Below are 25,013 nucleotides of genomic sequence, written 5' to 3'. Positions count from 1 at the left end.
GCCTTGCGGGCGAACGATGCAGCGCCTAATTCGCGCCGGTCATGGCACAGCCTCCTATCCTCAGCCTCGAAGGCGTCGGCTTGCAGCAAGGCGGCCGTTGGCTGTTCGGCGGGCCGGATCGCGAGGATTTCGACCTCCACATCGGCCCGCGCGACAGGCTTGCGCTGATCGGGCGCAATGGTGTGGGCAAGACGACGCTCCTCAAAGTCATTGACGACCGCATCGAACTCGACCGCGGCAAAAGGCGGGTGAAACCGGGAACACGGATCGTGTTTCTAGAGCAAGAACCCGATTTCAGCGGATTCCACACCCTCATGGATTTCGCGCTCGCAGGTGACAACCCGCCAGCGGAGCACGAGGTAGAAGCCATCGCTGGCCAGCTCGGCATCGACATGACGACGGAGGCAGCCACCGCGAGCGGAGGCGAGAAACGTCGCGCCGCCATTGCCCGCGCGTTGGCGCAAGAGCCCGATCTGCTGCTGCTCGACGAGCCCACAAACCACCTCGACCTTGGCGCTATCGACTGGCTCGAGGATTGGCTCACCCGGTACAAGGGTGCCTTCATCACAATCAGCCACGACCGCACGTTTCTGAAGCGCCTGACTCGCGCGACGCTGTGGCTCGACCGCGGGATCATGCGACGAAAGGAAGTCGGTTTCGGCGGATACGAGGCGTGGGAAGAGCAGGTATATGCCGAGGAAGCGCGCGCCGCCGAAAAGCTCGATGCAAAGCTGAAAATCGAGGCCCATTGGCTCGAGCGGGGCGTGACCGCGCGGCGCAAGCGCAACCAGGGGCGGCTCGAAAAGCTCCACCAGATGCGCGCCGCCCGCGCGGCCATGATTTCCGACAGCGGCGCTGCCAAGCTGAAGCTGGCCAATGACGAGGACTTCAAATCGAAATCGGTTATCGTGGCCGAGGACATCACCAAGGCATATGACGGGCGCACTATCATCAGGCCTTTCAGCCTACGCATCCAGAATGGCGACCGCATCGGCATCGTCGGCGCTAACGGCGCGGGCAAAACCACGCTCCTGAAAATGCTCACCGGCGAGATCGAACCGGACAGCGGATCGGTAAAGCACGCGCGCACGCTTTCGGGCGTGATGATCGACCAACAGCGCCGCTTGCTCGAACCCGATGCCACCGTGCGCCAGATCCTTGCCGAGGGTGGCGACTGGATCGACGTGCGCGGCAATCGAAAGCACGTGCAGGCATATCTCAAGGACTTCCTGTTCGATCCCAAGATCGTCGACACCAAGGTCGGCATCCTTTCGGGCGGCGAACGCTCGCGCCTGCTGCTCGCCCGCGAGTTTGCGCGCACCGCGAACCTGCTGGTGCTCGACGAGCCGACCAACGATCTCGATCTCGAGACGCTCGATCTCTTGCAGGAGGTGATCGCCGATTTCGACGGCACCGTCCTGATCGTGAGCCACGACCGCGATTTCCTCGATCGCACCGTGACCGTCACGCTGGGCCTCGATGGATCGGGGCGGGTCGATGTGGTCGCGGGCGGATACGAGGACTGGGAGCGCAAGCGTCGCAAGCCTGTTGCGAACAAGCCCAAGACCAGTGCCCCAGCCCGCTCTCCGGCTCCCCCGCCGCCACCGCCCAGGTCCGACAAGCTCTCCTACAAAGACCAGCGGGACTACGAGATCCTCCCTGCACGGATCGAGGAACTCGAAACCGCCATTGCAAAGGGAGAGGCGATCCTTGCCGATCCCGACCTCTACGCCTCCGATCCACAGCGTTTCGCGACCATATCAAAGGGCCTCGAAAATGCCCGCTCCGAAAAGGACGCTGCGGAAGAACGCTGGCTCGAAATCGCCGAGCGGATCGAGGGATGAACGACCAGCAGGCCAAGGCTCTCCACCATGAGATCAGGGCCTGCACGATCTGCGCAGATCAGTTGCCGCTCGGCCCTCGCCCTGTCGTCCAGTTCTCGCCGCGCAGTCGTATTCTCATCATCGGCCAGGCACCCGGCACGAAAGTCCACGAAAGCGGCGTGCCTTGGGACGATGACAGCGGGGACCGGCTTCGCGAGTGGCTCGGCCTCGACAAAAATGCGTTTTACGACCCTGAGAAGGTCGCGCTCGTCCCGATGGGCTTCTGCTACCCCGGCAAGGCAAAAGGCGGCGACGCTCCGCCGCGCAAGGAATGCGCTCCGCAATGGCACGCAGCCGTGCTCGACATGCTTCCGACCGACCGCCTCACACTGCTTGTCGGTGCATATGCCCAAGCCCATTACCTGCCCGGATCCCGCAGGCTCTCGATGACCGAGCGCGTGCGCCGCTTCGCTGAATTCGCTCCGTTTCTCCCGCTTCCTCATCCCGCCTGGCGAGTGCGAATGTGGATTGCGAAGAATCCGTGGTTCTCAACCGAGGTTATCCCAGCCCTGCGAGACCGTGTTATCCAGGCGTTGCGAAATTGACGAAGTTGACACCGTGTCAACCGGGCCAAGCGCTATGCAAACCGCGCAAATCCGCCAAATCTCGCCCAGAAAGCGAAACTGACACTTCTCCAACTTCGCTTCGCCCGATCGTCGCGATAACGCCACAATGCACGCGCATGATCGGAACACAGCACAAAGGGAGAGAACCCATGTCGATCGAACAGCTTGCGAAAGATTTCACCCAGGCCGTCGCCGAGGATAACGCGGACGCCTACCAGGCCTACTGGGCCGACGACATCGTCAGCCTCGAACCGATGCCCGACAGCCCGATGGCGCGGGTTGAGGGACGCGACGCATTGCTCCAAAAGCACGCGTGGTGGAACGAAAACGCGGAAGTGCACTCTTCCTCCGCCGACGGACCCTATGTCTTTGGCGACCAGTTTGCGGTCAACTACGAGATGGACGTCACCATGGACGGAGAGCGCAGCCAGATGAAGGAAGTCGGCGTCTACACCGTCAGGGATGGCAAGATCGCCGAGGAGCGCTTCTTCTACGGCTATGCCGGCCAATAGCGACCCTCACGCGATCCGGTAGAAATCGGCGACCCGTTCCAACGCAAGCTTTAGCACAAGCTTGCCACTGCGCGCGGGCCATCCGAGCGCCTTCTCCGCCTCGGGAAGCCCCTCGCCCGCGCAGACGACTCGCCAGAGCACGTCCTCCAGCCCCTTGCCCGCCTGCACGAGTGCGCTGTCAAAGCGCGACTTGGCAGCGATCTGGTGCTCGCTCGCGGACAACCCCTGATCCCCGGTCGATTTCGCGCGTACAGGATCCCAACGCATCGTGATGCTCGGAGATAATTGCGCGCGTTCGTAATCGCGCCGCAGCGCCTCGCCCGCCTCAAACAATCGCGTTTCGAGATGACCGCGCGAATGCAGCCACGCGATCGGGCTTTCGCCGATATTGACCGTGACAGTCCGCCGTTTTCCGCGCGCATCGCCTGCCCGCCTCGGCCCTTCGCTCGTCAGTTCGCGTTCCACCAGCTTGCGCGCCATATGCCAATCCTCCTGTGGGGTATCTCTCCCAAGGGATTGCATTGGGTGTGGTGATGTAGGAAAGTTCTTTTTACCAAATGGGTTCGAGTGAGGAAGGGCCGCCCGTGATCAACCGCATCCGAGATATCCGCAAAGCGAAAGGCATGACGCTCGCCCAGCTCGCCGAGGCCTGCGATCCGCCCACCACCGCGCAGACCATCGGCCGGCTTGAAACCGGCATGCGAAACCTTTCGATCAAGTGGATGGATCGCATCGGCACGGCGCTCGGCGTCGATCCTGAAAGCCTTGTGCGATCCGAAGAAGGACCGCAGGCGCAGATCGTCGCCTCGCTCAATGCACATGGGGCCGAGGCGCTGGAAAGCCCGCGCGAGGCGGTGCTGCCAACCGACCTTGCTGCTCAGGGATCGGACAATCCACTCACCGTCCTTTCCGTGGTCGAGAGCACAGGCGAGTATCGCCCCGGCGATCTGCTGTGGCTGCGCCAACTCGATCCGGATGATGCGAATGAGGCGATCAACCGCGACTGTCTTGTCCCTCGGCCCGGAGGCCGTTTTGCATTCGGGCGGTTGATCGATCGCCGGGGCACGCTGGTGGGATTGCTACCGCCCGGTGCCGGGCAGAAGCAACAGGTGGTCGATAACCCTCCCTGGATTGCCGTTGCGGTGATGCTGGTTCGCTCGCTTTGACGCGTTCCATGATACATTCCGCAAGCAAATCGGTGCTTTAACCGTGTTTGTTGCCACCTTCTTACCCCGCACGGGGGGAGGAATAGCGGTCTTGCCTTGGAATTGTCGGTGAAACACGTCGTCTCAATCAGCACGCTCTATCCCAACGCGGCTAACCCGCGTTTCGGCACATTCGTCGCGCGCTCGCTCGAGGCGTTGGCGCGGCGGGGCGACTGGCGCGTGACGGTCATCAATCCCATCGGCATGCCACCGGTCGCCGTGGGGCGTTACCGTGCATTGTCCGAACTCGACGAGCTGGCTGAGGAGCAAGGCGTCACCGTTCACCGGCCGCGTTTCACCCTGATCCCCAAGGTCGGCGCGCGGCGCAATGCGATGGCGATTGCCAAGGCTGTGATACCTCTTGCCAAGCGTATCCATGCCGAAAATCCAGTCGACCTGATCGATGCGCAATTCTTCTTCCCCGATGGCCCTGCCGCCGCGATGGTGGCGGAAACTCTGGATCTTCCGCTCACGATCAAGGCCCGCGGAAGCGACATCACGCATTGGGGCAGCCATGATCATGCGCGCGCGCAGATGCTCGAGGCAGCGAATGCGGCGACCGGCTTGTTGGCAGTGAGTGAGGCGCTAAAGGCGGATATGACCGCGCTCGGCATGCCCGAAGAAAAGATCACGGTGCACTATACCGGGCTTGACCGCGACCGGTTCCGGCCGCTCGACCATACCCAGCTGCGCAGCCAGGTCGGTCAGGCCTTGAGCTTCGATCTGCCGGACAATGCCCCGATGCTGGTGAGCGTGGGCGCGTTGATCGAGCGAAAGGGTCAGGCGCATGTCATCGCTGCCCTCCCCTCTATTCCGGGAGCGCGCCTGGTGCTGGTCGGAAAGGGAGAAGACGAGGCGAAATTGCGCGCACTCGCGAGCGAATGCGGGGTTTCAGACCGGGTGCATTTCACCGGAGCGATCGATCACGACCTGCTGCCGCTGATACTGTCGGCCGCTGACGTCATGGTTCTCCCGACGAGCAATGAGGGCCTAGCCAACGCCTGGGTCGAGGCACTCGCCTGCGGCACGCCTGTGGTCACCAGCGATGTCGGCGGCGCGCGCGAGATCATTACCGACGACGTAGCAGGACGCTTGCTCGAAGAACCTTCAGCCGAGGCGGTTGCAGCGGCGGTGAACACGGTGCTCAACGCCCCGCCCGACCGCATGGAAGTTGCGGCGCGAGCCGAACCCTTCGACTGGGAAACCCATGCCGAGGCGCTCGCTGCGCATTTCGAAAAGCTGACGCGGGGCTAGACCTGCCCGCGCGCCTTCTTTTCCTGAATGTCCGCTGCGCTTTCCTGCGGGACGAAGCTGTCCGAATTCACGCCCATCCAGATAAGCAGCGGGGCTGCCATGTAGATCGACGAATAAGTACCGATGAAGATGCCGAGCGTGATCGCCGCGACCATTCCGAACAGACTTGCCGGACCGAACAGCAGCAGCGGGAGCAGCGCGACCAGCAGCGTAAGCGATGTCATGATCGTTCGTGCAAGAGTCTCGTTGACCGAGAGGTCGAGCAATTCGGGCAGCGGCATCTTGCGGAATTTCTTCAGGTTCTCGCGGATGCGGTCATAGACGACGATCGTGTCGTTCAGCGAATATCCGATAATTGCGAGGATCGCGGCGATGATCTGGAGGCTGAATTCGAGCTGGAAAACCGCGAACATTCCGAGGGTCAGCGACACGTCGTGGAACAGCGCGAACAGGCCGCCTACGCCAAACTGCCATTCGAACCGGATCCAGATATACATCGCAACGCCCAGCATCGCGAGCAGCAGCGCGATCACCGCGTCTTGGCGGAATTCCCCCGCGACCTTGCCCGACACGGTCTCGTTACCGTCAGTCCGCACGCCGGGATATTGCTCCGCGATGGTGTTGATGACCTGGTTTCCGATCTCTGTTGCGGCACCGGGGGTATCTTCCACCTCTTCAGGAAGAGGCACACGGATCGACACGACGTTAGGCGCGCCGAACTCTTGCACGACCGGCGAGCCGTAACCGAGGCCGGCGACCAGCTGGCGCAGCTCGCCAACGGGCGCCTCCTCGCGCTGTTCGAAAGTCAAGCGGACTTCCTGCCCGCCGGCAAAATCGACGCCGTAATTGAGGCCCTGCGTGAAGACCGCAGCCCAGCTCAACACGATCAGCAGCACGCTGACGACGAAGAACGGCACGCGCAATTTCAGGAACTTGATGTTGGTGTTCTCGGGGACGAGTTTGAGCAGCTTCATATTGTGTCCCTCCTCACACGTTGATGTCGCTTGGGCGCTTGGCGCGCAGCCAATCGGCCACCCACATGCGGGTCAGAGTAACGGCGGTGAATACGGAAGTGAAAAGGCCGATCACCAGCACGACCGCGAAGCCACGAACAGGTCCGGTGCCGAACAGAAACAGCAGCACGCCGGCGATGAAGTTGGTTATGTTCGCGTCGTAAATCGCGCGGCTGGCTTCCCTGTAGCCGTTCTCGACCGCGGCCACCACGCGCCTCCCTCGCTTTCGCTCCTCCCGGATGCGTTCGTTGATCAGCACGTTGGCATCGACCGCCGCGCCGATCGTGAGGACGAAACCGGCAATGCCCGGAAGGGTCAACGTGGTGTTGAGCACAGCCATGATGCCCAGCAGGATCAGCACGTTGATGATGAGCGCGACCGTCGCGTAGACGCCAAAGCGACCGTAAGTGGCGATCATCAGCGCGATCACGGCGAGCGAACCGACCAGCATGGCGAGAAGGCCGCGCTCGATCGAATCCTGTCCGAGTTCGGCCGAGACGGTGCGTTCCTCGATCACTGTCAGCGGAACGGGCAAAGCACCCGAACGCAGCTGGATGGCCAGTTCATTCGCACTCTCCGCAGTGAATGTGCCCGAAATCTGCGCCGCACCGCCAAGGATCGGTTCCTGGAATACCGGGGTCGATAGCACCTTGCGGTCGAGAATGATCGCAAACTGCTTGCCCACGTTTTGCGTAGAGAGGACGGCGAATTTCTGCCCGCCCTGCTGATCGAACTGGATATTGACGACGTTCTGGTTGTTTTCCGGGTTTACGCCTGCCTGCGCGCCGGTGAGACTGTCGCCGCGGATGCCGCCCAATCGCTTGACCGCTACCGAACTTCCCTCGAACGGGGTGCCCTCGGCATAGGGGAATATCTCACTGCCCGGCGGTGCAATTCCCGCCTGCACGTTCTGCGGCAGCGCGGCTTCATCGACCAGCCGGAATTCAAGCTGGGCGGTCTTGCCGAGCAGGTCTTTCAGCGCCTGGGGATCTTCTAGCCCGGGCACCTGCACCACGATCCGCGTATCGCCTTGCCGGATGATTGTCGGCTCACGCGTGCCGAGTTCGTCGATACGGCGGCGCACGACCTCGGTCGCGCTTTCCATCGCATCGTTTACTGCATTGTCGATTCCGCTTTGTGTCGGGGTTAGCACGATGCGCTGGGTATCCACCACCGAAAGGTCCCATTCGCGAACAAGGTTTTGCCCCTGCATCATCGGCTCGAGGATCGCCCGCGCCCGGTCGATGTCAGCGACATCGTCGAGCATGAAGGACAGCCGCCCGTCCGCAGTCGAAACGTCGCCGATCCGGATGCGCGGTTCGGCCCGGCGCATTGCCGATCGCACCGCTTCTTCCATGTTCTCCAGCCGCTGCTCCGCAACCGCGTCGGCATCGGCTTCAAGCAGGAGGTGCGAGCCGCCTGCGAGATCGAGGCCGAGATTTACGGTCGGTTGCGGAAGCGCGTCGGGCCATTCGCCCCCGGTCGCGATGTAGATCGAAGGAACCGCTGCGAGCATCGCCGCGATCGTGATGACCCAGAGGGACACTTTCTTCCAAAGGGGAAAATCGAGCATTTCCGCGTGTTCTCAGTTCTCTTGGGAAAGGACGAGCGAGCTCGCTCAGTCGTTCGCGGCGCTGCCGCCCTTGGGGATGACGTCGCCAATGGTGTGCTTGACCGCCTTGACGCGGACGCCCTGCGCAAGCTCGACCTCGGCATAAGTATCGTCGACCTTTGTGATCTTGCCGACAAGGCCGCCTTGCGTGATGACCTGATCGCCTTTCTTGAGACCGGCAACCTTCTGCTGGTGTTCCTTGGTCCGTTTCATCTGCGGGCGAATGATAAGGAACCAGAAGATCAGGATCATGCCTATGATAGGCAGCCAGTTGATCCAGGCAGGTGGCGCTTCGGCAGCGGCTCCGCTTGCTGCGGCAAGAATTTCAAACATCTGTTATCGAACCCGTCAAAATGAGTGTTTCGTTCGGGTGAGGTCTAACGCGCAGCCTGTGTGTCGGCATCGCATTCCCTCCCTGCATCCGTGTAGGTGGGCGCGACTAGCAGCATTGCAAGCACCCCGCAATTGGCAGTGCCTGAGGTTGGCAGCGCTATTCGCAGAATTTCACGCAGCTTGATGCTTGCATGCCCGCACAACGCGCCTTATAGGCCGCGCCTCCACTGGATACGGGAAGTAGCGCAGCCTGGTAGCGCATCACACTGGGGGTGTGGGGGTCGCAGGTTCGAATCCTGTCTTCCCGACCAGTGGAGTACTCCTTTCAAATCTCGAACATCGGCTCCGCATGAGCACGGAACAGGATCGAACCTGTTCGGAGTCGAAGCCCAATAGAATTGGGCGGAGACGAACGAGCCGCGACAGCGGCGAGGACAGTCCTGTCTTCCCGACCAATGGAACGTTCGTCGATGATGGCCGTTCACTGGTCACATTGGCGCTTGCCATGTGGCAAGATTTATTCATGGCGCTGCGCTGACATTGCGCAGAATAGAAGCGACAACGCTCCCCCATGCATCGTTCCATCCTACTGCTTTCCGCAAGCGCTATGGCGCTGTCATCTCCGGCTGCCGCAAAAACCGCGATTGCCGGTGGATCCGACACGGCTGCTCAAGAAGGGAGTGCCGAGACCGAATCCGCGCGCACGCGGCGCGTTTTCACGCCAGAAGATTTCGAACGTTTCGCCCCGCGCAACGCGCTCGACATGGCGCAGCAAATCCCCGGCTTCTCGATCCGATCGGGAAACGGCGAACGCGGGCTCGGACAGGCCGACACCAACGTGCTGATCAACGGCCAGCGCATATCAGGGAAATCGAATGGCCCGATAGAGGCGCTTCAGAGAATCCCGGCTGACGAGGTCGTGCGGCTCGAGATCGTCGATGGGGCGAGCCTCGATATCGGCGGCCTTTCCGGGCAGGTGCTGAATGTCATCACCAAGTCCACCGGCGGCATCACGGGACAATTTCGCTGGTCTGCGGAATGGCGCAGCTTCGGCGTGCCATTCCGCTGGGGTGACGGTCAGGTGAGCCTTGCCGGCGGCGGCACGAACAGCGAATGGACGCTGAGTTTCGAAAACGATGCCGGTCGGCGCGGCAACGAAGGGGTCGAGCTGGTATTCGATGCCGACGGCACCCTGATCGATACGCGCGACGAGCAGTCGAACTTCAACTCCGACAATCCGGTGCTTTCCGGCTCCTATTCCCGCACCGCGCAGAACGGGAACATCGTCAACCTCAACGGGCAGGTCGCGGGCAACATCTTCCGCCGCAGCGAAACCTCAGAGCGCACCGGGGCAATCGAACCGGTCGACCGCTTCCGCCTGTTCGAATCCCGCGAGGACGAGTTCAATTTCGAGATAGGGGCGGATTACAGCTTCGCCTTGGGTCCGGGCTCACTTAAGCTGATCGGATATCACCGCTACGAGGACAGCCCGACCGTCAGTCTCGTCACCACGACCTTTGCAGACGGGCGTCCGCTCGAAGGGTCGCGCTTTACCCGCGATGCCGATGAGGCCGAGACGATCGCTCGTGCAGAGTACTCTTTCGGCGGGCTGGGCGGCGATTTCCAGATCGCGGCAGAGGGCGTGAAGAACTACCTCGAGATCGAATCCGCGCTCGAGGAACGCGATGCGGCGGGCGTGTTCCAGCCGGTCGAATTCGACGGCGCCAGCGCGCGGGTGGACGAGGACCGGGCCGAAGCGAGCGTAACCTACAGCCGGGCTCTCGCGGAGAACCTGCAGATGCAGCTTTCCGCCGGTGCCGAATATTCCGAGATCAGCCAGACCGGCGCGCAGGGGCAGACCCGCAGCTTCTGGCGGCCCAAAGGCTTTGCCGCGTTCGACTGGAAAGCGAATTCGACGCTGAACCTTTCGGGCCGGGTCGAACGCAAGGTCGGCCAGCTCAACTTCTTCGATTTCATCGCCTCGACCAATCTCGATCAGGACCGGGTGAACGTCACCAATGCCGATCTCGTCCCGCCGCAAAGCTGGCTGTTCGAGCTTGAGGCGACACAGTCTTTCGGTGCTTTGGGCTCGCTGAACCTGCGCGGGTTTTATGAAGATGTCAGCGACATCGTGGACCAGATTCCGATCGACGGTGGAGGCGAAGCGCCCGGCAATGCGGGCTCCGCCACGATCAAGGGGGTGGAGAGCGAATTGACGCTGTTGTTCGACCCGGTCGGACTTCCGGGCCTCCGGCTGGATGCGGAACTCGAAATTGCCGAAAGCGAAGTCCTCGATCCGCTGCTCGGAACACCGCGCGAGATTTCCGGTTTCGAACACCTCGAATTCGATATCGAGCTCCGCCAAGACTTCATCGGTACGCCATGGGCCGTGGGCGCGTTTTTCCGGACGCAGGAAAACCGCGCGGATGTTCGGCTGGACGAGGTATCGCTGCGCACCGAGCGCCCCGGCTTTGCGCGCGTCTTCATCGAGCACAAGGACGTGTTCGGCATGACCGCCCGGTTCCGTGTCGGCAACCTCGCCGATCAAGAGGACCGGTTCGAACGCACCATTTTTGCAGACAGGCTGGCGGGGATCGTCGATCTGAGGGAAGAACGAGAGCGTCGTTTCGGCACCATCTACTCCTTCGATATCGAAGGCTCGTTCTAGCGGTTGCGAAAGCCCCTTCTCCCGCCTAACCGATGGCGCGAGAGGACTTTGCATGACCGACACGACCGCCCTTCCCCGGATGCGCTCATGGCTGTTTGCCCCCGGCGACAGCGAGAAGAAATTGGGCAAGGCAATCGCGAGCGAAGCGGATATCGCCCTGCTCGATCTCGAGGATTCGGTGACACCCGAAAACAAGCCTGCCGCGCGCGAGATGGTCGCCGCTGCAATTGCTGGGGCGCCGGACAGGTCGCGCGTGTGGGTGCGGGTCAATCCGCTGTTGGGCGACTGGACCGAGGCCGATCTCGATGCGGTGGTCGCCGCCGGTCCGGGCGGCATCTTCCTACCCAAGGCCGAAGGCGGGCAGGATGTCGCGCGGCTCGATGCGCTGCTGCTCCCGCGCGAGAAGGATGCCGGTCTCGCGCCCGGCTCGATAAAGGTCGCTGCGCTCGTCACCGAAACAGCCGCAGCGATGTTCACGACCGGCACCTATGACGGCGCGCCGCGTCTGGTGGCGATGAGCTGGGGCGCCGAAGACCTTTCGAGCGAACTCGGAGCGCGCGAGCAGCGCGGGCCGGACGGCGAATACACCCATGTCTACGAAATGGCGCGCAGCCTGTGCCTGCTCGGCGCGGTAAAGGCCGGGGTGGCCCCGATCGAAACGGTCCAGCCCGAATTCCGCGACCTCGAAAAACTCGCCGAGCGCGCCCGCCTGGTCCGCGCGCAGGGATTTCGCGGGATGCTCGCGATCCATCCGGCGCAGGTCGCTCCGATCAACGAGGCCTTCACGCCGAGCGCCGAGGAGCTAGATCATGCCCGCGCCGTGATCCGCGCCTTTGCCGAGCATCCGGGCGCGGGCACGGTCTCGCTCGATGGCAACATGCTCGATCGCCCGCATCTCGCGCTCGCCGAGCGATTGCTTGCCGAGGCGGGCGAGGTATGACAGGCCCGTCGGGCGCGATTTTCCTACACTAACCTATTTGGTTATCAATGGTGCGACTCGCATCAGGAGCGCTCCCATGTCCATTATCGAATCCCTCATCGGCCCGATCGCCTCGATCATCGACAAGCTCATTCCCGACAAGGAAGCGCGGGCGAAGGCGAAGCTCGAATTGCTGCGGCTCGAAGGCACGCAGGAGATGGAACTGATCGAGGCGCGCCTCAAGGCAATCGTCGCCGAGGCGCAAAGCGCCGATCCGTGGACCAGCCGCGCGCGCCCGAGCTTTCTCTACGTGATGTATGCGCTGATCCTCTTTGCCGTGCCGATGGGCGTGATCGCGGCCTTCGATCCGATCACCGCGCGCGCAATCGGCGAAGGAATGACCGCATATCTCGCCGCACTGCCCGAACCGCTCTACGCGCTCTTCGGCACCGGCTATCTCGGCTACACCGCTGCGCGCCAGTGGGGGAAGATCAAGGGCGTTGAAAAGTAGCGGCATCGCGGGCTAAGCCCCGCCAATGTCCAATCTTGTCTATGTCCTGAACGGCCCCAACCTCAACCTCCTCGGCCTGCGCGAGCCGGAGATCTACGGCAGCACGACCTTGGACGAGATCGCAGGCATGCTGGAAGACAGGGCGCGCGAGCTGGGGCTCGCGATCGACATGCGCCAGACGAATCACGAAGGCATGCTGGTCGACTGGCTGCACGAGGCGCAGGCAGAAGGCGCGCGCGCCGTCCTGCTCAATGCCGCCGGCTACACGCACACCTCTATCGCGCTTCTCGACGCAATAAAGGCGATCCGCACGCAGGTGATCGAGGTCCACCTTTCCGATCCCAAGACGCGCGAGCATTTCCGGCACACATCCTATGTCGGCATGGCGGCGGCCAAGACGGTCGAGGGGCATGGCGCCGATTCCTATCGCATCGCTCTCGAAGCCGTAGCGTCAGGCGAGGTCTAGGACGCGGCGCCGATTGCGAAAATTGCATCGATTGCCACTTGCCAGCCGCAATTCGCGTGAATAGTCACACGCGAAACCAAACAAGGGGTGTGCATGGCGACGAACAAGTCCGCTGCCGGAAAAAAGTCCGGCATGAATATCGATTCTGCTCTGGTCCGCGAGCTCGCCGAGCTGCTGAACGAGACCGGCCTTACCGAAATCGAAGTCGAGGATCACGACCGCAAGATCCGCGTTTCGCGCGGGGGCGGCGTCGCTCCCGCTTACAGCGCTGCACCCGCTCCACTGGCTCCTCCGCCTGCCGCACCCGCTCAGGCTCCCGCGGCAGAAGCACCAGCAGCCGAAAGCTCTGGCGACAATCATGCCGATGCGCTGAAATCGCCGATGGTCGGCACCGCCTATCTCGCGCCCGAACCGGGTGCAGCCAACTTCGTGAAGGTCGGCGACAAGGTAAGCGAAGGCGACACCGTGATGATCGTCGAAGCGATGAAGGTCATGAACCCGATCGCCGCAGACAGGTCGGGTACTGTCAAGGCAATCCTTGTCGACAACGGCCAGCCGGTCGAATTCGACCAGCCGCTCATCGTTATCGGTTAAGCCGCCATGGGAATTACGCGCATACTGATCGCCAATCGCGGCGAAATTGCGCTGCGCATCCATCGCGCGGCGCACGAAATGGGGATCGAGACGGTCGCCGTGCACTCCACCGCCGATGCAGACGCGATGCATGTCCGGCTCGCCGATGCCGCAGTATGCATCGGACCGCCTGCTGCGACCGACAGTTATCTAAACCACGCCGCGATCATCTCGGCGGCAGAGGTTTCGGGGTGCGATGCAATCCACCCCGGCTATGGCTTCCTCTCGGAAAATGCCAAGTTCGCCGAAATCGTCGAGGCGCACGACATCAAGTGGATCGGGCCCAAGCCCGAGCACATCCGCACAATGGGCGACAAGGTCGAGGCAAAACGGACCGCAGGCGAACTGGGCCTTCCGCTTGTCCCCGGCTCGGATGGCGCCGTCGAGGATCCCGAGGAGGCCAGGAAAATCGCAGCCGAGATTGGTTATCCGGTGATTATCAAAGCCGCGAGCGGCGGCGGCGGTCGCGGGATGAAGGTTTGCGAGAGCGAAGACGAAATCGAAAGCCTGATGAAGCAGGCGGGTTCCGAAGCGAAAGCCGCCTTCGGCGATGCTACCGTCTATATAGAGAAATATCTCGGCAATCCGCGTCATATCGAATTCCAGGTCTTCGGCGACGGCAACGGCAACGCCATTCACCTCGGCGAGCGCGACTGCTCGCTCCAGCGCCGCCACCAGAAGGTGCTTGAAGAAGCCCCCTCCCCCGTCATCAGCCATGAAGAGCGCATGCGCATGGGCGAGGTCTGCTCAAAGGCGATGCGCGACATGGGCTATCGCGGCGCGGGCACGATCGAGTTCCTGTGGGAAGACGGTGAGTTCTACTTCATCGAAATGAACACCCGCCTGCAAGTCGAACACCCGGTAACCGAAGCCATCACCGGCGTCGATCTGGTGCGCGAGCAAATCCGCATCGCAGCGGGCAAGCCGCTCTCTGTCGCGCAGGAAGATCTTGAGTTCACGGGCCATGCGATCGAATGCCGGATCAATGCCGAGGACCCGTTCACCTTCGCTCCTTCACCCGGCAAGGTCACCTATTACCACCCGGCCGGCGGCATGCATGTCCGCGTCGATTCCGGACTTTATGCCGGATACACGATCCCGCCCTATTATGATTCCATGATCGCCAAGCTGATCGTCTACGGACGCAATCGTGAAGGCTGCATCATGCGCCTGCGCCGCGCGCTCGAAGAAATGGTGATCGAAGGGGTCAAGACGAACATTCCTCTGCATCAGGAATTGCTCCACCAGGACGACGTATTGCACGGCGACTATTCGATCAAATGGCTCGAGGAATGGCTGTCCGAGCGCGAGGGCTGAGCCCTCGATTTTGGCTCCATTTCGGGACGGTCGCTTCGTCGCATCAACCTGAAACCTTTTCGAAATGCGGTGCGGCATAGTATCGTAGGATCATGTTTGGTCCCGCGAAGACGACGGCATATCGGGCTATTGCCGGATTGAGCGGCATGTGGTGGGCGCTGGCCGTGTTCGGTCTTTGCGCCCTCCTCGCCTTCGTTATGCTGTCGCTAGCGCCGATTGGCTTCACGTGGGCAGCGCTTTTCGCCTTCATTTATGGAGTTCTCCGCCTCAAGGCATCGACCGCCGGTGCATTCGGCGCTGCGGTCGGAATATTTCTCGTCGTGCTGTTCGCAGTGCCGGCGGGGTCAATCAGGGCAGTCCACGCCAACCTCGCCAAATACGATCGGCCTACGATCGCCGTCAGCGAAACGATCAGGTTTGACGGGAACCTGCTGGTTTCTGCTCCGCCAAGCTCGATGGACCGCTATTTCCACGCAGAAACGGGCGAACCCGCCCGCTACACGCTGAACCTGTTGCTCTTGAGTGGTGAAGTCGAAACGATAACAGTGTCGTCCTATGATCCCGTCGACTTCGATGAGCTTCGCGCGGATTTCGGGCCGGATGCGGCTAAAGGACGGACTTTCGGCATTGCGGCGACTAACAGATGTCAGGCCTTGCTCCGGTCTTATCGCGATGACTTCTGGACGGTAGCCGTCGCTACTCCCGGGTCTCAGGAGGAATGGCGCAATCGGCGCGAGACGCTCGCACAAGACTGCATCGTACTGGCGGATTTGCCGGAACGGTTCGACTGGAAGGTCCGGTACGGCGTCTGGCACGATGCTGCGTCTAAGACGGAGAATGCAGCGCCCTTCAATCAGTTCGGCTTCCACCATATCAGATCACAGTATCGTCCATACCGAGCAGGGGTCAGGGTAAGTTTCGCCGAGATTATTGGCCCTGACGACGAACCGGTTTTCCGAGCCTTCAACCCACGTGCTCACGCCCTCGCAGCGCCCCTGCAATTCGACCGCGGAGGGTGGGTGTCGGGGTCGAGCGCCATCGAGCGCGCATTCGGCGGAATTACCGCGGCCTATGAAGAAACTAGCCTGAATGCGCCGATTTCCCGAGAGCAGAGCAACCTGATCCCCGAAAGCCTGAGATACGATTTCCCAATCGCGCTTTAAGAATTCTGAGCCAGCACTCGCCGTGATCGAGCAGATCTGAAACCGTCGGCTCAAACCCCCGCAAGCAACTCCTCCTCCATCGCTCCTTCGGCGAGGCCCTCCCCTTCGCTCACGTCTGTCAGCGCGTCGAGCGGGCAGGTCAGGCGGTATATGAACGCATCCGGCTCTTGAATGATCTCCCCCTTCCCGCCGAGCATCTTGGGAATGATCCGCGTCAGCAGCGTGCTTGCGAACTCGGAAAGGTCGACTGCGCGGAACTTTGCCTCTTCATCGATAGTTCCTTCGATTGAGTCATCGTAGCCGAGGGAAGAACCCGGCCTGCTCTCGCGCCATTCGATCGACAACATCTGATCCTTGTCGCTCGCCGCATCGAGACTCCATTGCACGTGGATCTGCGGAAGTTCCGATGCGGGCAGGCCCGATTGCACAAGACGCGAAGCAAGCTCCCACATGGCAAGACTGATCTGCTGAGCCCCCTGCGCCCCGACTTCGACGGCAGGGCCCTCGACATGCAACTGGTTGGCAGGATCGGCGAAAAGCGGATCAATCTGCCTTCGAACAACGCGTTGAAGCAATGCGGTCGATTGCTCGTCCTGCTCCATCACCGTCGAGGTGGCGATGGTGAGCGCGTTGATACGGCCGCGCAGCTCGCGAACGAACGACTCCGGCTCGCGGATTGCATCGACGCCCGGCTGGGTGAGCGAGGAAACCACACGAATGAGGTTGCGGCTCCGCTGCACCGCGTCGCGCGCAACATAGGCGAGGCGCAAATTCGCCGATTTGAGATCGTCGGTGCGATGCTGCACGCGCTCTTCGAGCTGATCGCGCGCATCGGTGAGTTCGCCAAGCGTCGTCCTGAGATGCGCGATCACTTCTTCGTGTTTGTCGGGGCTCGGAATGCGGACCAGCGTGGGAATGAGGCGGAACAGCACCGCTGCCGTGATGATCGAGACGATCCCCGTGGCGAGCTTCACCGCCCCCATCAATGGATAGATCGCGGTCCACAGCGTCACGATCGACATCGCATGGGTAACTCCGCAGAGCAATACGAAGCTCGCGGCAAGGGTCACTAGGCCGCGATGGCGGATGTCCGGGCGCTTGCGCAGGACCATGATCAGCGCGAGCGGGATCAGCATGTAGGCAAGGAAGATCAGAAGGTCCGATCCGGCCCATAGAACTACGAGCCAGGGTTCCCACAATAGGCACATGCCATGCGGCATGTATTGTTCGTATTCGAGCAATGCATTCATGGGCTTGGCTCCCCGCAGCTAAGATCCGATCAGGATTAATGCCTAGCCTGCGATCGGCCGGGACGCCTTTCGTTTAACTACTTATGTTTACTCCATTTTGATGCGAAATGCTGTTCCGCGTGGCGAAACTTGCAGCGCCGCCCGGCACCAATTCGGTTTTTGCGCGTTCGATTATGGGTGAAGCATGACGAGCTCCTCGACGCCCGCGCAAAAGATGCAGCGGATGGCGCCCCACTTGCCGTGCCCGACACCCACGAAACGGCCAGGTCCGAAACGGGCGGCAGAAGCAGCGCAAAACGCAAGACCCAGATCGTTGTGGTGGGCGGCGGGGCCGGCGGCCTTGAGCTCGTCCGCAAGCTCGGCGCGAAATTCGGCCGCAAGCACCACGACATCATCCTCGTCGACAGAAACCTCAGCCATATCTGGAAACCTCTGCTGCACGAGGTCGCGGCAGGGTCGCTCGATGCCAATCTCGACGAAGTGGGCTATCGCGGTCACTGTTATCGCTGGGGCTATCGATTCTTCCAGGGCACCCTCGAAGCGATCGACCGGGAGGCGCGCACCATCAACCTGGCGCCGGTCTATGACGATGACGGCGAGCTGCTGATTGCAGGCCATTCGATCCGTTACGATTACCTTGTCCTTGCGGTCGGTTCGGTCTCAAACGATTTTGGCGTGCCGGGCGTGAAGGAGCACTGCATCTATCTGGATTCGCGGCCTCAGGCGGACAAGTTCCGCACCAAGCTGCTCAACCATTGCTTGCGCGTCAGCCGCGCGATGATGACGGCTCCCGACGCGGACGAACAGGTCAAGGTCGCCATCGTCGGCGGCGGAGCTACGGGAGTCGAACTCGCTGCGGAACTCTACAATGCGGCAGGCGCGCTGCGGCATTACGGTCTCGAAGTCTTCGACGAAAGCCGCTTGAACGTCACCCTGCTCGAAGCAGGTCCGCGCATCCTCCCTGCCCTTCCCGAAAAGCTCGCAGCCGCCGCGCGTGGCGAACTCGAAGCGCTGGGCGTGATGGTGAAAGCCAACACGCAGGTGATAGAAGCGCGTTCGCGAATGCTGGTCACAAGCGCGGGCGAACAGATCGAGGCGGATCTGATGGTCTGGGCGGCTGGCGTAAAGGGGGCCGATTTCCTGTCCGACCTCGGCCTCACGACCAATCGCCGCAACCAGATCATCGTGCGCGAGACGATGCAGACACTCGACGACGATCGCATCTTCGCACTCGGCGATTGCGCCTCCTATACGCCCGCGGGTGAGGACACGCCCGTTCCGCCCCGCGCACAGGCGGCGCACCAGATGGCGGGCACCGTCTTTGACAACATCGTTCGCTCGCTGAAAGGTAAACCACTCAAGAGCTTTACCTATCAGGACAAGGGATCGCTGATCTCGCTAAGCCGCTTCTCGACCGTCGGCAGCCTGATGGGCAACCTCGTCGGCGGCGCGCTTGCGGTCGAAGGGCGCATGGCGCGCTTCATCTACACTTCGCTTTACCGCCTGCACCTCATCGGCATTCACGGCTGGATCAAGGGACTGTTCCTGATGCTGATCGGGCGCGTGAACCGGATCGTGCGGCCGCGGCTCAAGCTGCACTGACGCTCGCCTCAGAAGTCGATCTTCACCCGCACTTCGCCGCCATTGGCGTTGAAACCGCCGACGCCTTGGCTGATTGCGTTCGCCTCGGCCTCGGCATTGTCGGACAGCTCGACCCTCGCTCGCGGGATGGCGTTGCCGAAATCGTCGACTTCGGGCAGTTCTCCTTCACCGAGCAAAGGTGATTGCTTGATCTCGCGGCAGACAACGATTTCAGGATTGAACGGATCGGGCTCGGGCGTTTCGCAATCGAGCTTGGGCTGTCCGAGCGGCGTGAGGTCGATGACGAGGGTGCCGTCTTCCCTTTGCTCGGTAGGTAGATGCGGTTCGACCACTTCCTGCTGCTGTTCTTCAGGCAGTGTCTGGGGCGCTGGAGGCGGTTCATCGAACAATGTCCAGCATTCCTCTTCAGTCGAATGTGAAGCCAACTGCTTCGGCCTCGGCGATGATTTCAGGCCCGGTCTTCATCGGGCTTTCCTGCGCAAGATCGTACCAGTCCGGTTTCTCGTCGACGAATATCTGGTGCTTGATCGGCATACCTTCGGGAACATCGAACAATCCGGCGAGGAAAGTCCGGTTACCGGTCGGCAGGAACTTGTACCATAGATTGCTGCCGCACTTCGAGCAGAACGCACGCTCGGCCCAGTCGCTCGACTTGTAGACGCTGATCCTATCTTCGCCCTCGATCTCGAACGCATCGCTTTCGAGGCCCGCATAGAAAGCGCCGCCCCAGCGCTGACACATCCTGCAATGGCAGATATCGATCTCTTTATGAAAGGCCGTGACCGTGATTTGCACCGCCCCGCACAGGCAGTGGCCCTTGAGCGGTTGGTCGGTGCCTTCGGTCATAAGGGAACGCCAGGTACCTGTTTCGAGGTGCGGATCGTGAGCGACGTCTTTACGCTCTCGACATTGGGAGCCGGCGTCAGGCTGCTGGTCAGGAATTCTTGAAAGCTTTGAAGGTCCTGGCTCACGATTTTGAGAATGAAGTCGATCTCGCCATTGAGCATGTGAACCTCACGCACCTCGGGCAGTTCGGCCATAGCCTCTTCGAATTCGCGCAGCGCGCTTTCGGCCTGACTTTTCAGGCTCACCATTGCGAACACGGTGATGGCAAAGCCAAGTTTCGAAGGGTCGAGATCGGCGTGATAGCCACGAATTACTCCGTCTTCCTCAAGCCCGCGAACGCGGCGAAGGCAGGGCGGTGCGGTCAGCCCGACACGCTGTGCCAATTCGACATTGGTGACTCGCCCCTCGGCCTGCAGTTCGGCCAGGAGGCGCTTGTCGATTTCGTCCAGATTGGCCATGATCGGTTAACTCCCCGGCGGATATCGCGGCATTGATTATCCGAGCCGAATATCCTGTATCCCTCTAGCGTAAGATCACACCCGCAAGAATGCGTGAGCGACTAATATTATTAGGTTTGCCAGCAACTGTCCCGCTTTGCAACGCACTGTGAGTGGTCGCCTGTATCATCACTCACGTGCTGATAGAGCGAAAATGGAACCGGTGCGCCCGAACCGTTATGCGCGCCCCCAGGAGATTTGACCCCGGATGTTCTTCGATGATCGCCTTGCCACCGTACTGCGCCAGCGCGCGCAGAGCGAGGCAGGTGCGCGCACGCAATTCCGGCAATTGCTCGATATCCTGGGTAACCGGAAGTTTGCGCCATCGGACGAACGCAGTCAGAGCCTCATTGCCGCCGCCTGGCTGAGGATGGACAAGCTAGCCGAGGATATTCCGGCAAAGGACCGCGCGGCGATGATCCGCGAGACCGGCTGGCGTTTTCGCAGCGCCGACCTGGCCGCGCATCTTGCCGAGCACGAACCCGACGTCGCCTCTGCCGCACTCAATCGAGCCGAGCTCAGTGCCGAGGATTGGAGCGCGCTGATCCCGCGGCTTCCGGTGCGGGCTCGCGGGTTCCTGCGGCTCAGGCGCGATCTGCCGGTCGATGTCGAGGACCTGCTTGAGCGGCTCGGCGTCTATGATCGCGGCTTGCCCTCGCCGCCTGCCGATTTCGTGCCGGACCAACCTGTATTCGCACCGCCAAGCCAGGGAGAAGACGAGCCGCTGGATCTGGACGAGATTGCGGAAGACCCAGAAACCCCGGCGCCAGAGCCTCAACCCACCCTCGAAACTCCCTACGATCCCGACGACAGCGGGCGCAGCGAAATCTCGGCACTTGTCGAACGTATCGCCCAGTTCCGCCGGAACCGGGAAGTTTCGCCCGCCGAGGCGGAACGCTCTCCGAAACTTCCACTGGGCCTGCCTGGAGAGGATGAAGACGGTGCGCGCGACAGGCAGGCGGCAAGCTTCGGTTTTGCCGCCGACGCGAGCGGGCGCATCGAGTGGGCGACAAGCGAAGTCGAAGCTTCGGTTGTCGGCATTCGCCTCACCCGCCCCGCGGTCCTTGGCGGACAGGAAGAGGAAAGTGTACTCGACCGCGCATTCGCGCGCCGCCAGCCGATCGTCCATGCCACGATGAAATTGCGCGGTGCGCCGGCAATCGAAGGCAGCTGGATTGTGGATGCGCAGCCAACCTTCACAACCGATGGCAATTTCGCAGGTTATGTGGGGCGCTTTCGTCGCCCGGCAGGAACCGACAGGGCCAACAGCCCAGCTGCGCGCGAAGCCGATCGTATCCGCCAGCTGCTGCACGAACTGCGCACGCCCGTAACTGCAATCCAGGGCTATGCCGAAGTCATCCAGCAGCAATTGTTCGGTCCTGCTCCGCACGAATACCGCGCGCTTGCCGCGGCAATTGCCGCCGACGCGGCGCGCATTCTTGCCGGTTTCGAGGAACTCGATCGCCTCGCCAAGCTCGAAACTGGCGCGATCACCTTCGATGGCGGACACAGCGATCTGGCCGCTCTCATCCATTCGACCACAAGGCAGCTCGGGCAGGTTCTCGTCTCGCGCATGGCGGGAATCGAATTCGAGAACGAGCCGGGAAGCCAGGTCAAGGTCGCGCTCGACAGCGAGGACGCAGAGGCGCTGATCTGGCGTCTGCTGGCAACACTCGCGGGCAGCTGCGCCTCGGGAGAAACGCTCAAAGCACAGCTGGAAGAGCGTGGCGGCTTAGCGCGATTCACCTGCGACCTTCCGGCCCAGTTGATGGCCGAAGAGGACGTGTTTGCCGCCGATGCAAAGCCTGTCGACTCGGCGGTAAATGCAGGCCTGTTCGGTGCCGGGTTCGCATTGCGGCTGGCACGGGCGGAAGCGCGCGCGGCACGCGGCGATCTCGAAATCGGCGAGGAAACGGTGACACTCACCCTGCCGCTCTTGACCGCCAGTGAGGCGCTGCCTAGCCAGCTCAAGCATGGGGAGCCCGGCGACGCAGCCTGATCGGCGCCCCTCGCACGTAGGTTCCAAACCGCTGGCACCGCGCCAGCTTCGATGCCGGGGAGCATTTGCGAATTGGCCGCAGGCTCGATCCTTACACCGCCCGATAGCGCCGCCCTCGCCCAATTTGGCGACGGCTTCGGACAGCGCGTGCTGCTAACGGTCGATACCGAGGAGGAATTCGACTGGAACGCTCCGTTCCGCCGCGATGGATACGGTCTGGAGCACGTCGGCGAAATCGCGCGTTTCCAGTCCTTCTGCGAAGAGATCGGAGCCCGCCCGGTGTACCTCGTCGACTGGCCCGTTGCGAACGATCCGCGCGCGGTCGAGATCATCGGCGATGCCGTCAAGCGAGCGCGTGCCGATGTCGGCGTTCAGCTTCATCCCTGGGTCAACCCGCCCTTCGAAGAGGAAGTCACCGCGCGCAATTCTTACGCCGGCAATCTTCCGCACGAGCTGGAAGCAGCAAAGTTCACTGCGCTGCGCGACACAATCGAAGCGGCATTCGGCACCGCTCCGCAAATCTATCGCGCAGGGCGATATGGCCTTGGCGAGCGGTCTGCACAGATGCTGAAGGATGCGGGGATAGCGATCGACACCTCCGTACGCTCGCTGTTCGATTACAGCGCTCAGCACGGACCCGATTACACCCACCATCCGCTCGCGCCCTATTGGGTGGATGACGAGCGTGCGCTGCTCGAATTGCCGATCACCAGTATCTACTGGGGCGTTCTGCGTCAGCTCGGCAAGCAAATCCACCGCGCCCAGCGCCATGTCCCGACTCTGTTCGGCGGGCTGTCGCGTTTCAACCTGCTTGAAAGGATTGCGTTGACGCCGGAAGGTGTCTCAACCGAGGAAGCGCTGCGCGGGATCGATATCGCGCTCGACGAAGGCCTACCGCTCCTCGTGCTGTCGCTGCACAGCCCCTCGATCGCGCCCGGGCACACGCCTTATGCGAAGACCGCAGAAGATGTTGCTGGGATCTATGATTGGCTGCGCGCCGTCTACGGCTACCTCGACAAGCGCGGTGTTGCGAGCGCATCGGTTGCCGATATCCTGAATGCTGTCGAACGATAAATCGGGACATTCATGCTGTTCACGCTTGTCTCTGGGCAGCGCTGGCTGTAGGGGCCGTGCTCGTTCACGCCGCGAGCCGGATTTCGGGAACTGGGGCCTGTAGCTCAGCGGTTAGAGCTGGCCGCTCATAACGGCTAGGTCGCGGGTTCGAATCCTGCCGGGCCCACCATCCCTTTCGATGGGGCGTGAACGTCAGAGATGAGTGTCGGGGAGTGGCGCAGCCTGGTAGCGCACCTGTTTTGGGTACAGGGGGTCGCTGGTTCGAATCCAGTCTCCCCGACCACCATCTCAAATTCTCAGCCAGCAATATTCGAGCGGCCGGGCATGTTTGCCCACTATGCCAATGGGGCACGTCGATTTCGATGCCTTGGGTGTTTTCACATAGCTCGAAAGGGCGGGGACAACGCGTTCCAATACTGACAATGCGTGCTTGATTCGCGATGGACGTTCTTTACGAATTTACGTCGGGTCAAATAGAGTTCCGGCATCGGGGAATGGGTGCGTTCTACGACAGGAAATTGGTAGGAATGGGAGAGAACGCGCGTCCATTGCAGGCCGAGATTTTCTCGGATGAGCGTGTTGCCGGGCGTCGCACGGTGAGGCTCGCGACGCAGCTGGCTTCTCCTACGGAGCGAGCCGAAGCGCTGATCCACGATCTGTCCGGACAAGGTCTTCGTCTCGAAACTTCGGTCGACATCGAGGAAGGCGAGCAATTGCTTGTCGAACTGCCGTACGTCGGCCCCGTCGAAGCAAAGGTCGTTTGGCGCAAAGGGTCGGTCTGCGGCTGCCAGTTCAACACTCCGGTATCACAAGCTGTCGTGAGCGCGGCCCTGCTTCGCTCCCCGATCGCGCGCCCGCAGGAAGGCGGCGAAACCAGCGTAGATGAAATCGAGATCGCTGTCAGTCCAACGTTGCAACAGATGACCGAATGGGAAATCGAGTTCGAGAGCGGCCGCGCGGCTGCTGGCGACCAGTTGCTCGGATTTCGCCAAAGATCCGACGGCATGATCGTAGCGATGGTGAAGAAGACGAACTGAGGGGCGCCCCTGGCCCATTCCCCTGCAATCAGATCTGACCTGCACCCCTTTCGGGTAATTTCGAGCCTGTTGTGCATCGTGTAGGCCTGCAAGGCTCAGGAAGTGTCGCCCTCATGCGCGTTCAGCAGACGGCGGAATCTTCTTGAGAACGAACTGCCACAGCCAAGGGGGGCACAATGGAAACCAATCGCAGAAACGAGACCGGGTCGGAAAAGACGCGCTGCCTCGCACAGGTCGAAACGGATCTCGTCAAGGCTGAAGACGCATTTGCCGATGCCGATGCAAGGTTGAAAGCCGCGCGCGCGGATCGGGCGGCTGCTATCGAGCTCATCAACGGCCACCAACGCGAAATGGACGCCCTTATCGCCGATATGCGGCGGCGCAGCGTGCCCGGGACCAAATGGCATCCGGAAGGTGCCGTCGAAGCCGAAACGCTCGAACTGGGCAAGGACAGCATGGTTCCCGACGACACCCGCGACACACAGCTGGAAGGCTCGCTCGTCTCGCGCGAGAAGAAGGAAGAGGTTTCGCGAAAGTTCGCCCGGTTGAACGGCAAGTCGCCGCCGGAAGGCGACGATCCGGTGCTGAAGGTGGTTTACGGACCCGACGAATAGAGCTTCACGCCGTGTCCCTCGGGATCCGGCGTTCCCGAC

25 protein-coding genes and 3 tRNA genes are annotated in these 25,013 nt (G+C 61.7%); 20 read left to right on the top strand and 8 right to left on the bottom strand.

Features of this window, described 5'->3' with window-relative positions:
- The first annotated feature begins 41 nt into the window (after positions 1 to 41).
- From FIU90_RS07485 to FIU90_RS07475, 3 genes are all read left to right on the top strand, one after another.
- Positions 42 to 1,844 carry an ABC-F family ATP-binding cassette domain-containing protein gene (locus tag FIU90_RS07485; RefSeq protein WP_152434215.1) on the top strand — a complete coding sequence of 601 codons (1,803 nt, stop codon included), beginning with the start codon at positions 42 to 44 and terminating at the stop codon, positions 1,842 to 1,844.
- The gene (locus FIU90_RS07480) at positions 1,841 to 2,428 is read left to right on the top strand and encodes a uracil-DNA glycosylase family protein (protein WP_152434214.1); all 588 of its coding nucleotides are present in this window, start codon (positions 1,841 to 1,843) and stop codon (positions 2,426 to 2,428) included. The genes FIU90_RS07485 and FIU90_RS07480 overlap by 4 nt, the downstream gene beginning before the upstream one ends.
- 170 nt (positions 2,429 to 2,598) lie before the next feature.
- Entirely contained in the window at positions 2,599 to 2,961 is a 363-nt protein-coding gene (locus FIU90_RS07475) for a nuclear transport factor 2 family protein (protein WP_152434213.1), read from the top strand.
- A gap of 6 nt (positions 2,962 to 2,967) precedes the next feature.
- Here FIU90_RS07475 and FIU90_RS07470 read toward each other — a convergent pair whose 3' ends face one another.
- Positions 2,968 to 3,441 carry a DUF6456 domain-containing protein gene (locus tag FIU90_RS07470; RefSeq protein ID WP_152434212.1) on the bottom strand — a complete coding sequence of 158 codons (474 nt, stop codon included), beginning with the start codon at positions 3,439 to 3,441 and terminating at the stop codon, positions 2,968 to 2,970.
- A 104-nt stretch (positions 3,442 to 3,545) separates the two neighbouring features.
- Here FIU90_RS07470 and FIU90_RS07465 point away from each other — a divergent pair, with 104 nt between their 5' ends.
- Both FIU90_RS07465 and FIU90_RS07460 read left to right on the top strand, forming a co-directional pair.
- Complete coding sequence (locus tag FIU90_RS07465; protein ID WP_152434211.1) at positions 3,546 to 4,127, top strand: helix-turn-helix domain-containing protein; 582 nt, start codon at positions 3,546 to 3,548, stop codon at positions 4,125 to 4,127.
- 108 nt (positions 4,128 to 4,235) lie between these two features.
- Entirely contained in the window at positions 4,236 to 5,420 is a 1,185-nt protein-coding gene (locus FIU90_RS07460) for a glycosyltransferase (protein WP_152434210.1), read from the top strand.
- Here the strand turns inward: FIU90_RS07460 and secF are convergent.
- Genes secF through yajC form a run of 3 tightly spaced genes read right to left on the bottom strand, consistent with a single transcriptional unit; the run spans position 5,417 to position 8,378 of the window.
- Positions 5,417 to 6,394, bottom strand: a complete 978-nt coding sequence (secF, locus tag FIU90_RS07455; RefSeq protein WP_152434209.1) for a protein translocase subunit SecF — start codon at positions 6,392 to 6,394, stop codon at positions 5,417 to 5,419. The two genes, FIU90_RS07460 and secF, sit on opposite strands and share 4 nt — an antisense overlap.
- A 13-nt stretch (positions 6,395 to 6,407) precedes the next feature.
- A complete protein-coding gene (gene secD, locus FIU90_RS07450; RefSeq protein ID WP_152434208.1) occupies positions 6,408 to 8,006 on the bottom strand; it encodes a protein translocase subunit SecD in 1,599 nt (532 codons plus the stop codon).
- 45 nt (positions 8,007 to 8,051) lie between these two features.
- Positions 8,052 to 8,378, bottom strand: a complete 327-nt coding sequence (gene yajC / locus FIU90_RS07445) for a preprotein translocase subunit YajC (protein WP_152434207.1) — start codon at positions 8,376 to 8,378, stop codon at positions 8,052 to 8,054.
- A gap of 234 nt (positions 8,379 to 8,612) precedes the next feature.
- Between yajC and FIU90_RS07440 the strand changes: the two genes are divergently transcribed.
- The 8 genes from FIU90_RS07440 (at position 8,613) to FIU90_RS07405 (ending at position 16,055) form a co-directional block, all read left to right on the top strand.
- A tRNA-Pro gene (locus FIU90_RS07440) sits at positions 8,613 to 8,689 on the top strand.
- Between the two features lie 260 nt (positions 8,690 to 8,949).
- Complete coding sequence (locus FIU90_RS07435; RefSeq protein WP_152434206.1) at positions 8,950 to 11,046, top strand: TonB-dependent siderophore receptor; 2,097 nt, start codon at positions 8,950 to 8,952, stop codon at positions 11,044 to 11,046.
- Positions 11,047 to 11,098: 52 nt separating this feature from the next.
- The gene (locus FIU90_RS07430) at positions 11,099 to 11,986 is read left to right on the top strand and encodes a CoA ester lyase (protein WP_152434205.1); all 888 of its coding nucleotides are present in this window, start codon (positions 11,099 to 11,101) and stop codon (positions 11,984 to 11,986) included.
- Between the two features lie 76 nt (positions 11,987 to 12,062).
- Positions 12,063 to 12,476: a holin family protein gene (locus FIU90_RS07425; protein ID WP_152434204.1), complete on the top strand. Its 414-nt coding sequence runs from the start codon at positions 12,063 to 12,065 to the stop codon at positions 12,474 to 12,476.
- 25 nt (positions 12,477 to 12,501) lie between these two features.
- Positions 12,502 to 12,942 (top strand): type II 3-dehydroquinate dehydratase, encoded by a 441-nt coding sequence (locus FIU90_RS07420; RefSeq protein WP_152434203.1) that lies wholly within the window; start codon positions 12,502 to 12,504, stop codon positions 12,940 to 12,942.
- Between the two features lie 93 nt (positions 12,943 to 13,035).
- Entirely contained in the window at positions 13,036 to 13,536 is a 501-nt protein-coding gene (accB, locus tag FIU90_RS07415) for an acetyl-CoA carboxylase biotin carboxyl carrier protein (RefSeq protein WP_234029674.1), read from the top strand.
- A 6-nt stretch (positions 13,537 to 13,542) separates the two neighbouring features.
- The gene (gene accC / locus FIU90_RS07410) at positions 13,543 to 14,892 is read left to right on the top strand and encodes an acetyl-CoA carboxylase biotin carboxylase subunit (protein WP_152434202.1); all 1,350 of its coding nucleotides are present in this window, start codon (positions 13,543 to 13,545) and stop codon (positions 14,890 to 14,892) included.
- Positions 14,893 to 14,984: 92 nt separating this feature from the next.
- Complete coding sequence (locus FIU90_RS07405) at positions 14,985 to 16,055, top strand: hypothetical protein (RefSeq protein WP_152434201.1); 1,071 nt, start codon at positions 14,985 to 14,987, stop codon at positions 16,053 to 16,055.
- 50 nt (positions 16,056 to 16,105) lie between these two features.
- Here the strand turns inward: FIU90_RS07405 and FIU90_RS07400 are convergent, their stop codons facing one another.
- The gene (locus tag FIU90_RS07400; RefSeq protein WP_152434200.1) at positions 16,106 to 17,305 is read right to left on the bottom strand and encodes an HWE histidine kinase domain-containing protein; all 1,200 of its coding nucleotides are present in this window, start codon (positions 17,303 to 17,305) and stop codon (positions 16,106 to 16,108) included.
- A gap of 240 nt (positions 17,306 to 17,545) precedes the next feature.
- Between FIU90_RS07400 and FIU90_RS07395 the strand changes: the two genes are divergently transcribed.
- Entirely contained in the window at positions 17,546 to 18,907 is a 1,362-nt protein-coding gene (locus FIU90_RS07395; protein WP_152434199.1) for an NAD(P)/FAD-dependent oxidoreductase, read from the top strand.
- An 8-nt stretch (positions 18,908 to 18,915) separates the two neighbouring features.
- On the opposite strand, the gene FIU90_RS07390 is transcribed toward FIU90_RS07395, so the two are convergent.
- The 3 genes from FIU90_RS07390 to FIU90_RS07380 are packed head-to-tail and all read right to left on the bottom strand — an operon-like array spanning position 18,916 to position 20,211.
- The gene (locus tag FIU90_RS07390) at positions 18,916 to 19,296 is read right to left on the bottom strand and encodes a hypothetical protein (protein ID WP_152434198.1); all 381 of its coding nucleotides are present in this window, start codon (positions 19,294 to 19,296) and stop codon (positions 18,916 to 18,918) included.
- Between the two features lie 16 nt (positions 19,297 to 19,312).
- Complete coding sequence (locus tag FIU90_RS07385) at positions 19,313 to 19,753, bottom strand: GFA family protein (protein ID WP_152434197.1); 441 nt, start codon at positions 19,751 to 19,753, stop codon at positions 19,313 to 19,315.
- The gene (locus tag FIU90_RS07380) at positions 19,750 to 20,211 is read right to left on the bottom strand and encodes an Lrp/AsnC family transcriptional regulator (protein ID WP_152434196.1); all 462 of its coding nucleotides are present in this window, start codon (positions 20,209 to 20,211) and stop codon (positions 19,750 to 19,752) included. The genes FIU90_RS07385 and FIU90_RS07380 overlap by 4 nt, the downstream gene beginning before the upstream one ends.
- Positions 20,212 to 20,458: 247 nt before the next feature.
- On the opposite strand from FIU90_RS07380, the gene FIU90_RS07375 reads away from it, so the two are divergent.
- The 6 genes from FIU90_RS07375 to FIU90_RS07350 all read left to right on the top strand — a co-directional run bounded on the left by FIU90_RS07375 (position 20,459) and on the right by FIU90_RS07350 (position 24,974).
- The gene (locus FIU90_RS07375; protein ID WP_152434195.1) at positions 20,459 to 22,249 is read left to right on the top strand and encodes a histidine kinase dimerization/phospho-acceptor domain-containing protein; all 1,791 of its coding nucleotides are present in this window, start codon (positions 20,459 to 20,461) and stop codon (positions 22,247 to 22,249) included.
- Positions 22,250 to 22,300: 51 nt separating this feature from the next.
- Positions 22,301 to 23,323: a polysaccharide deacetylase family protein gene (locus FIU90_RS07370; RefSeq protein WP_234029673.1), complete on the top strand. Its 1,023-nt coding sequence runs from the start codon at positions 22,301 to 22,303 to the stop codon at positions 23,321 to 23,323.
- Between the two features lie 93 nt (positions 23,324 to 23,416).
- Positions 23,417 to 23,492, top strand: a tRNA-Ile gene (locus FIU90_RS07365).
- Positions 23,493 to 23,529: 37 nt separating this feature from the next.
- Positions 23,530 to 23,606: transfer RNA gene (locus FIU90_RS07360), tRNA-Pro, on the top strand.
- 244 nt (positions 23,607 to 23,850) lie between these two features.
- Positions 23,851 to 24,360: a PilZ domain-containing protein gene (locus tag FIU90_RS07355; protein ID WP_172970214.1), complete on the top strand. Its 510-nt coding sequence runs from the start codon at positions 23,851 to 23,853 to the stop codon at positions 24,358 to 24,360.
- Between the two features lie 176 nt (positions 24,361 to 24,536).
- On the top strand, positions 24,537 to 24,974 hold the full coding sequence (locus tag FIU90_RS07350; protein WP_152434193.1) for a hypothetical protein: 438 nt from the start codon (positions 24,537 to 24,539) through the stop codon (positions 24,972 to 24,974).
- Positions 24,975 to 25,013: the final 39 nt, after the last annotated feature.

The organism is Erythrobacter sp. THAF29 (genome assembly GCF_009363635.1).
GTDB lineage: Bacteria > Pseudomonadota > Alphaproteobacteria > Sphingomonadales > Sphingomonadaceae > Erythrobacter.
Note: the sequence above shows the minus strand (reverse complement) of the source record. Positions and strands in the feature narration are given on the sequence as shown.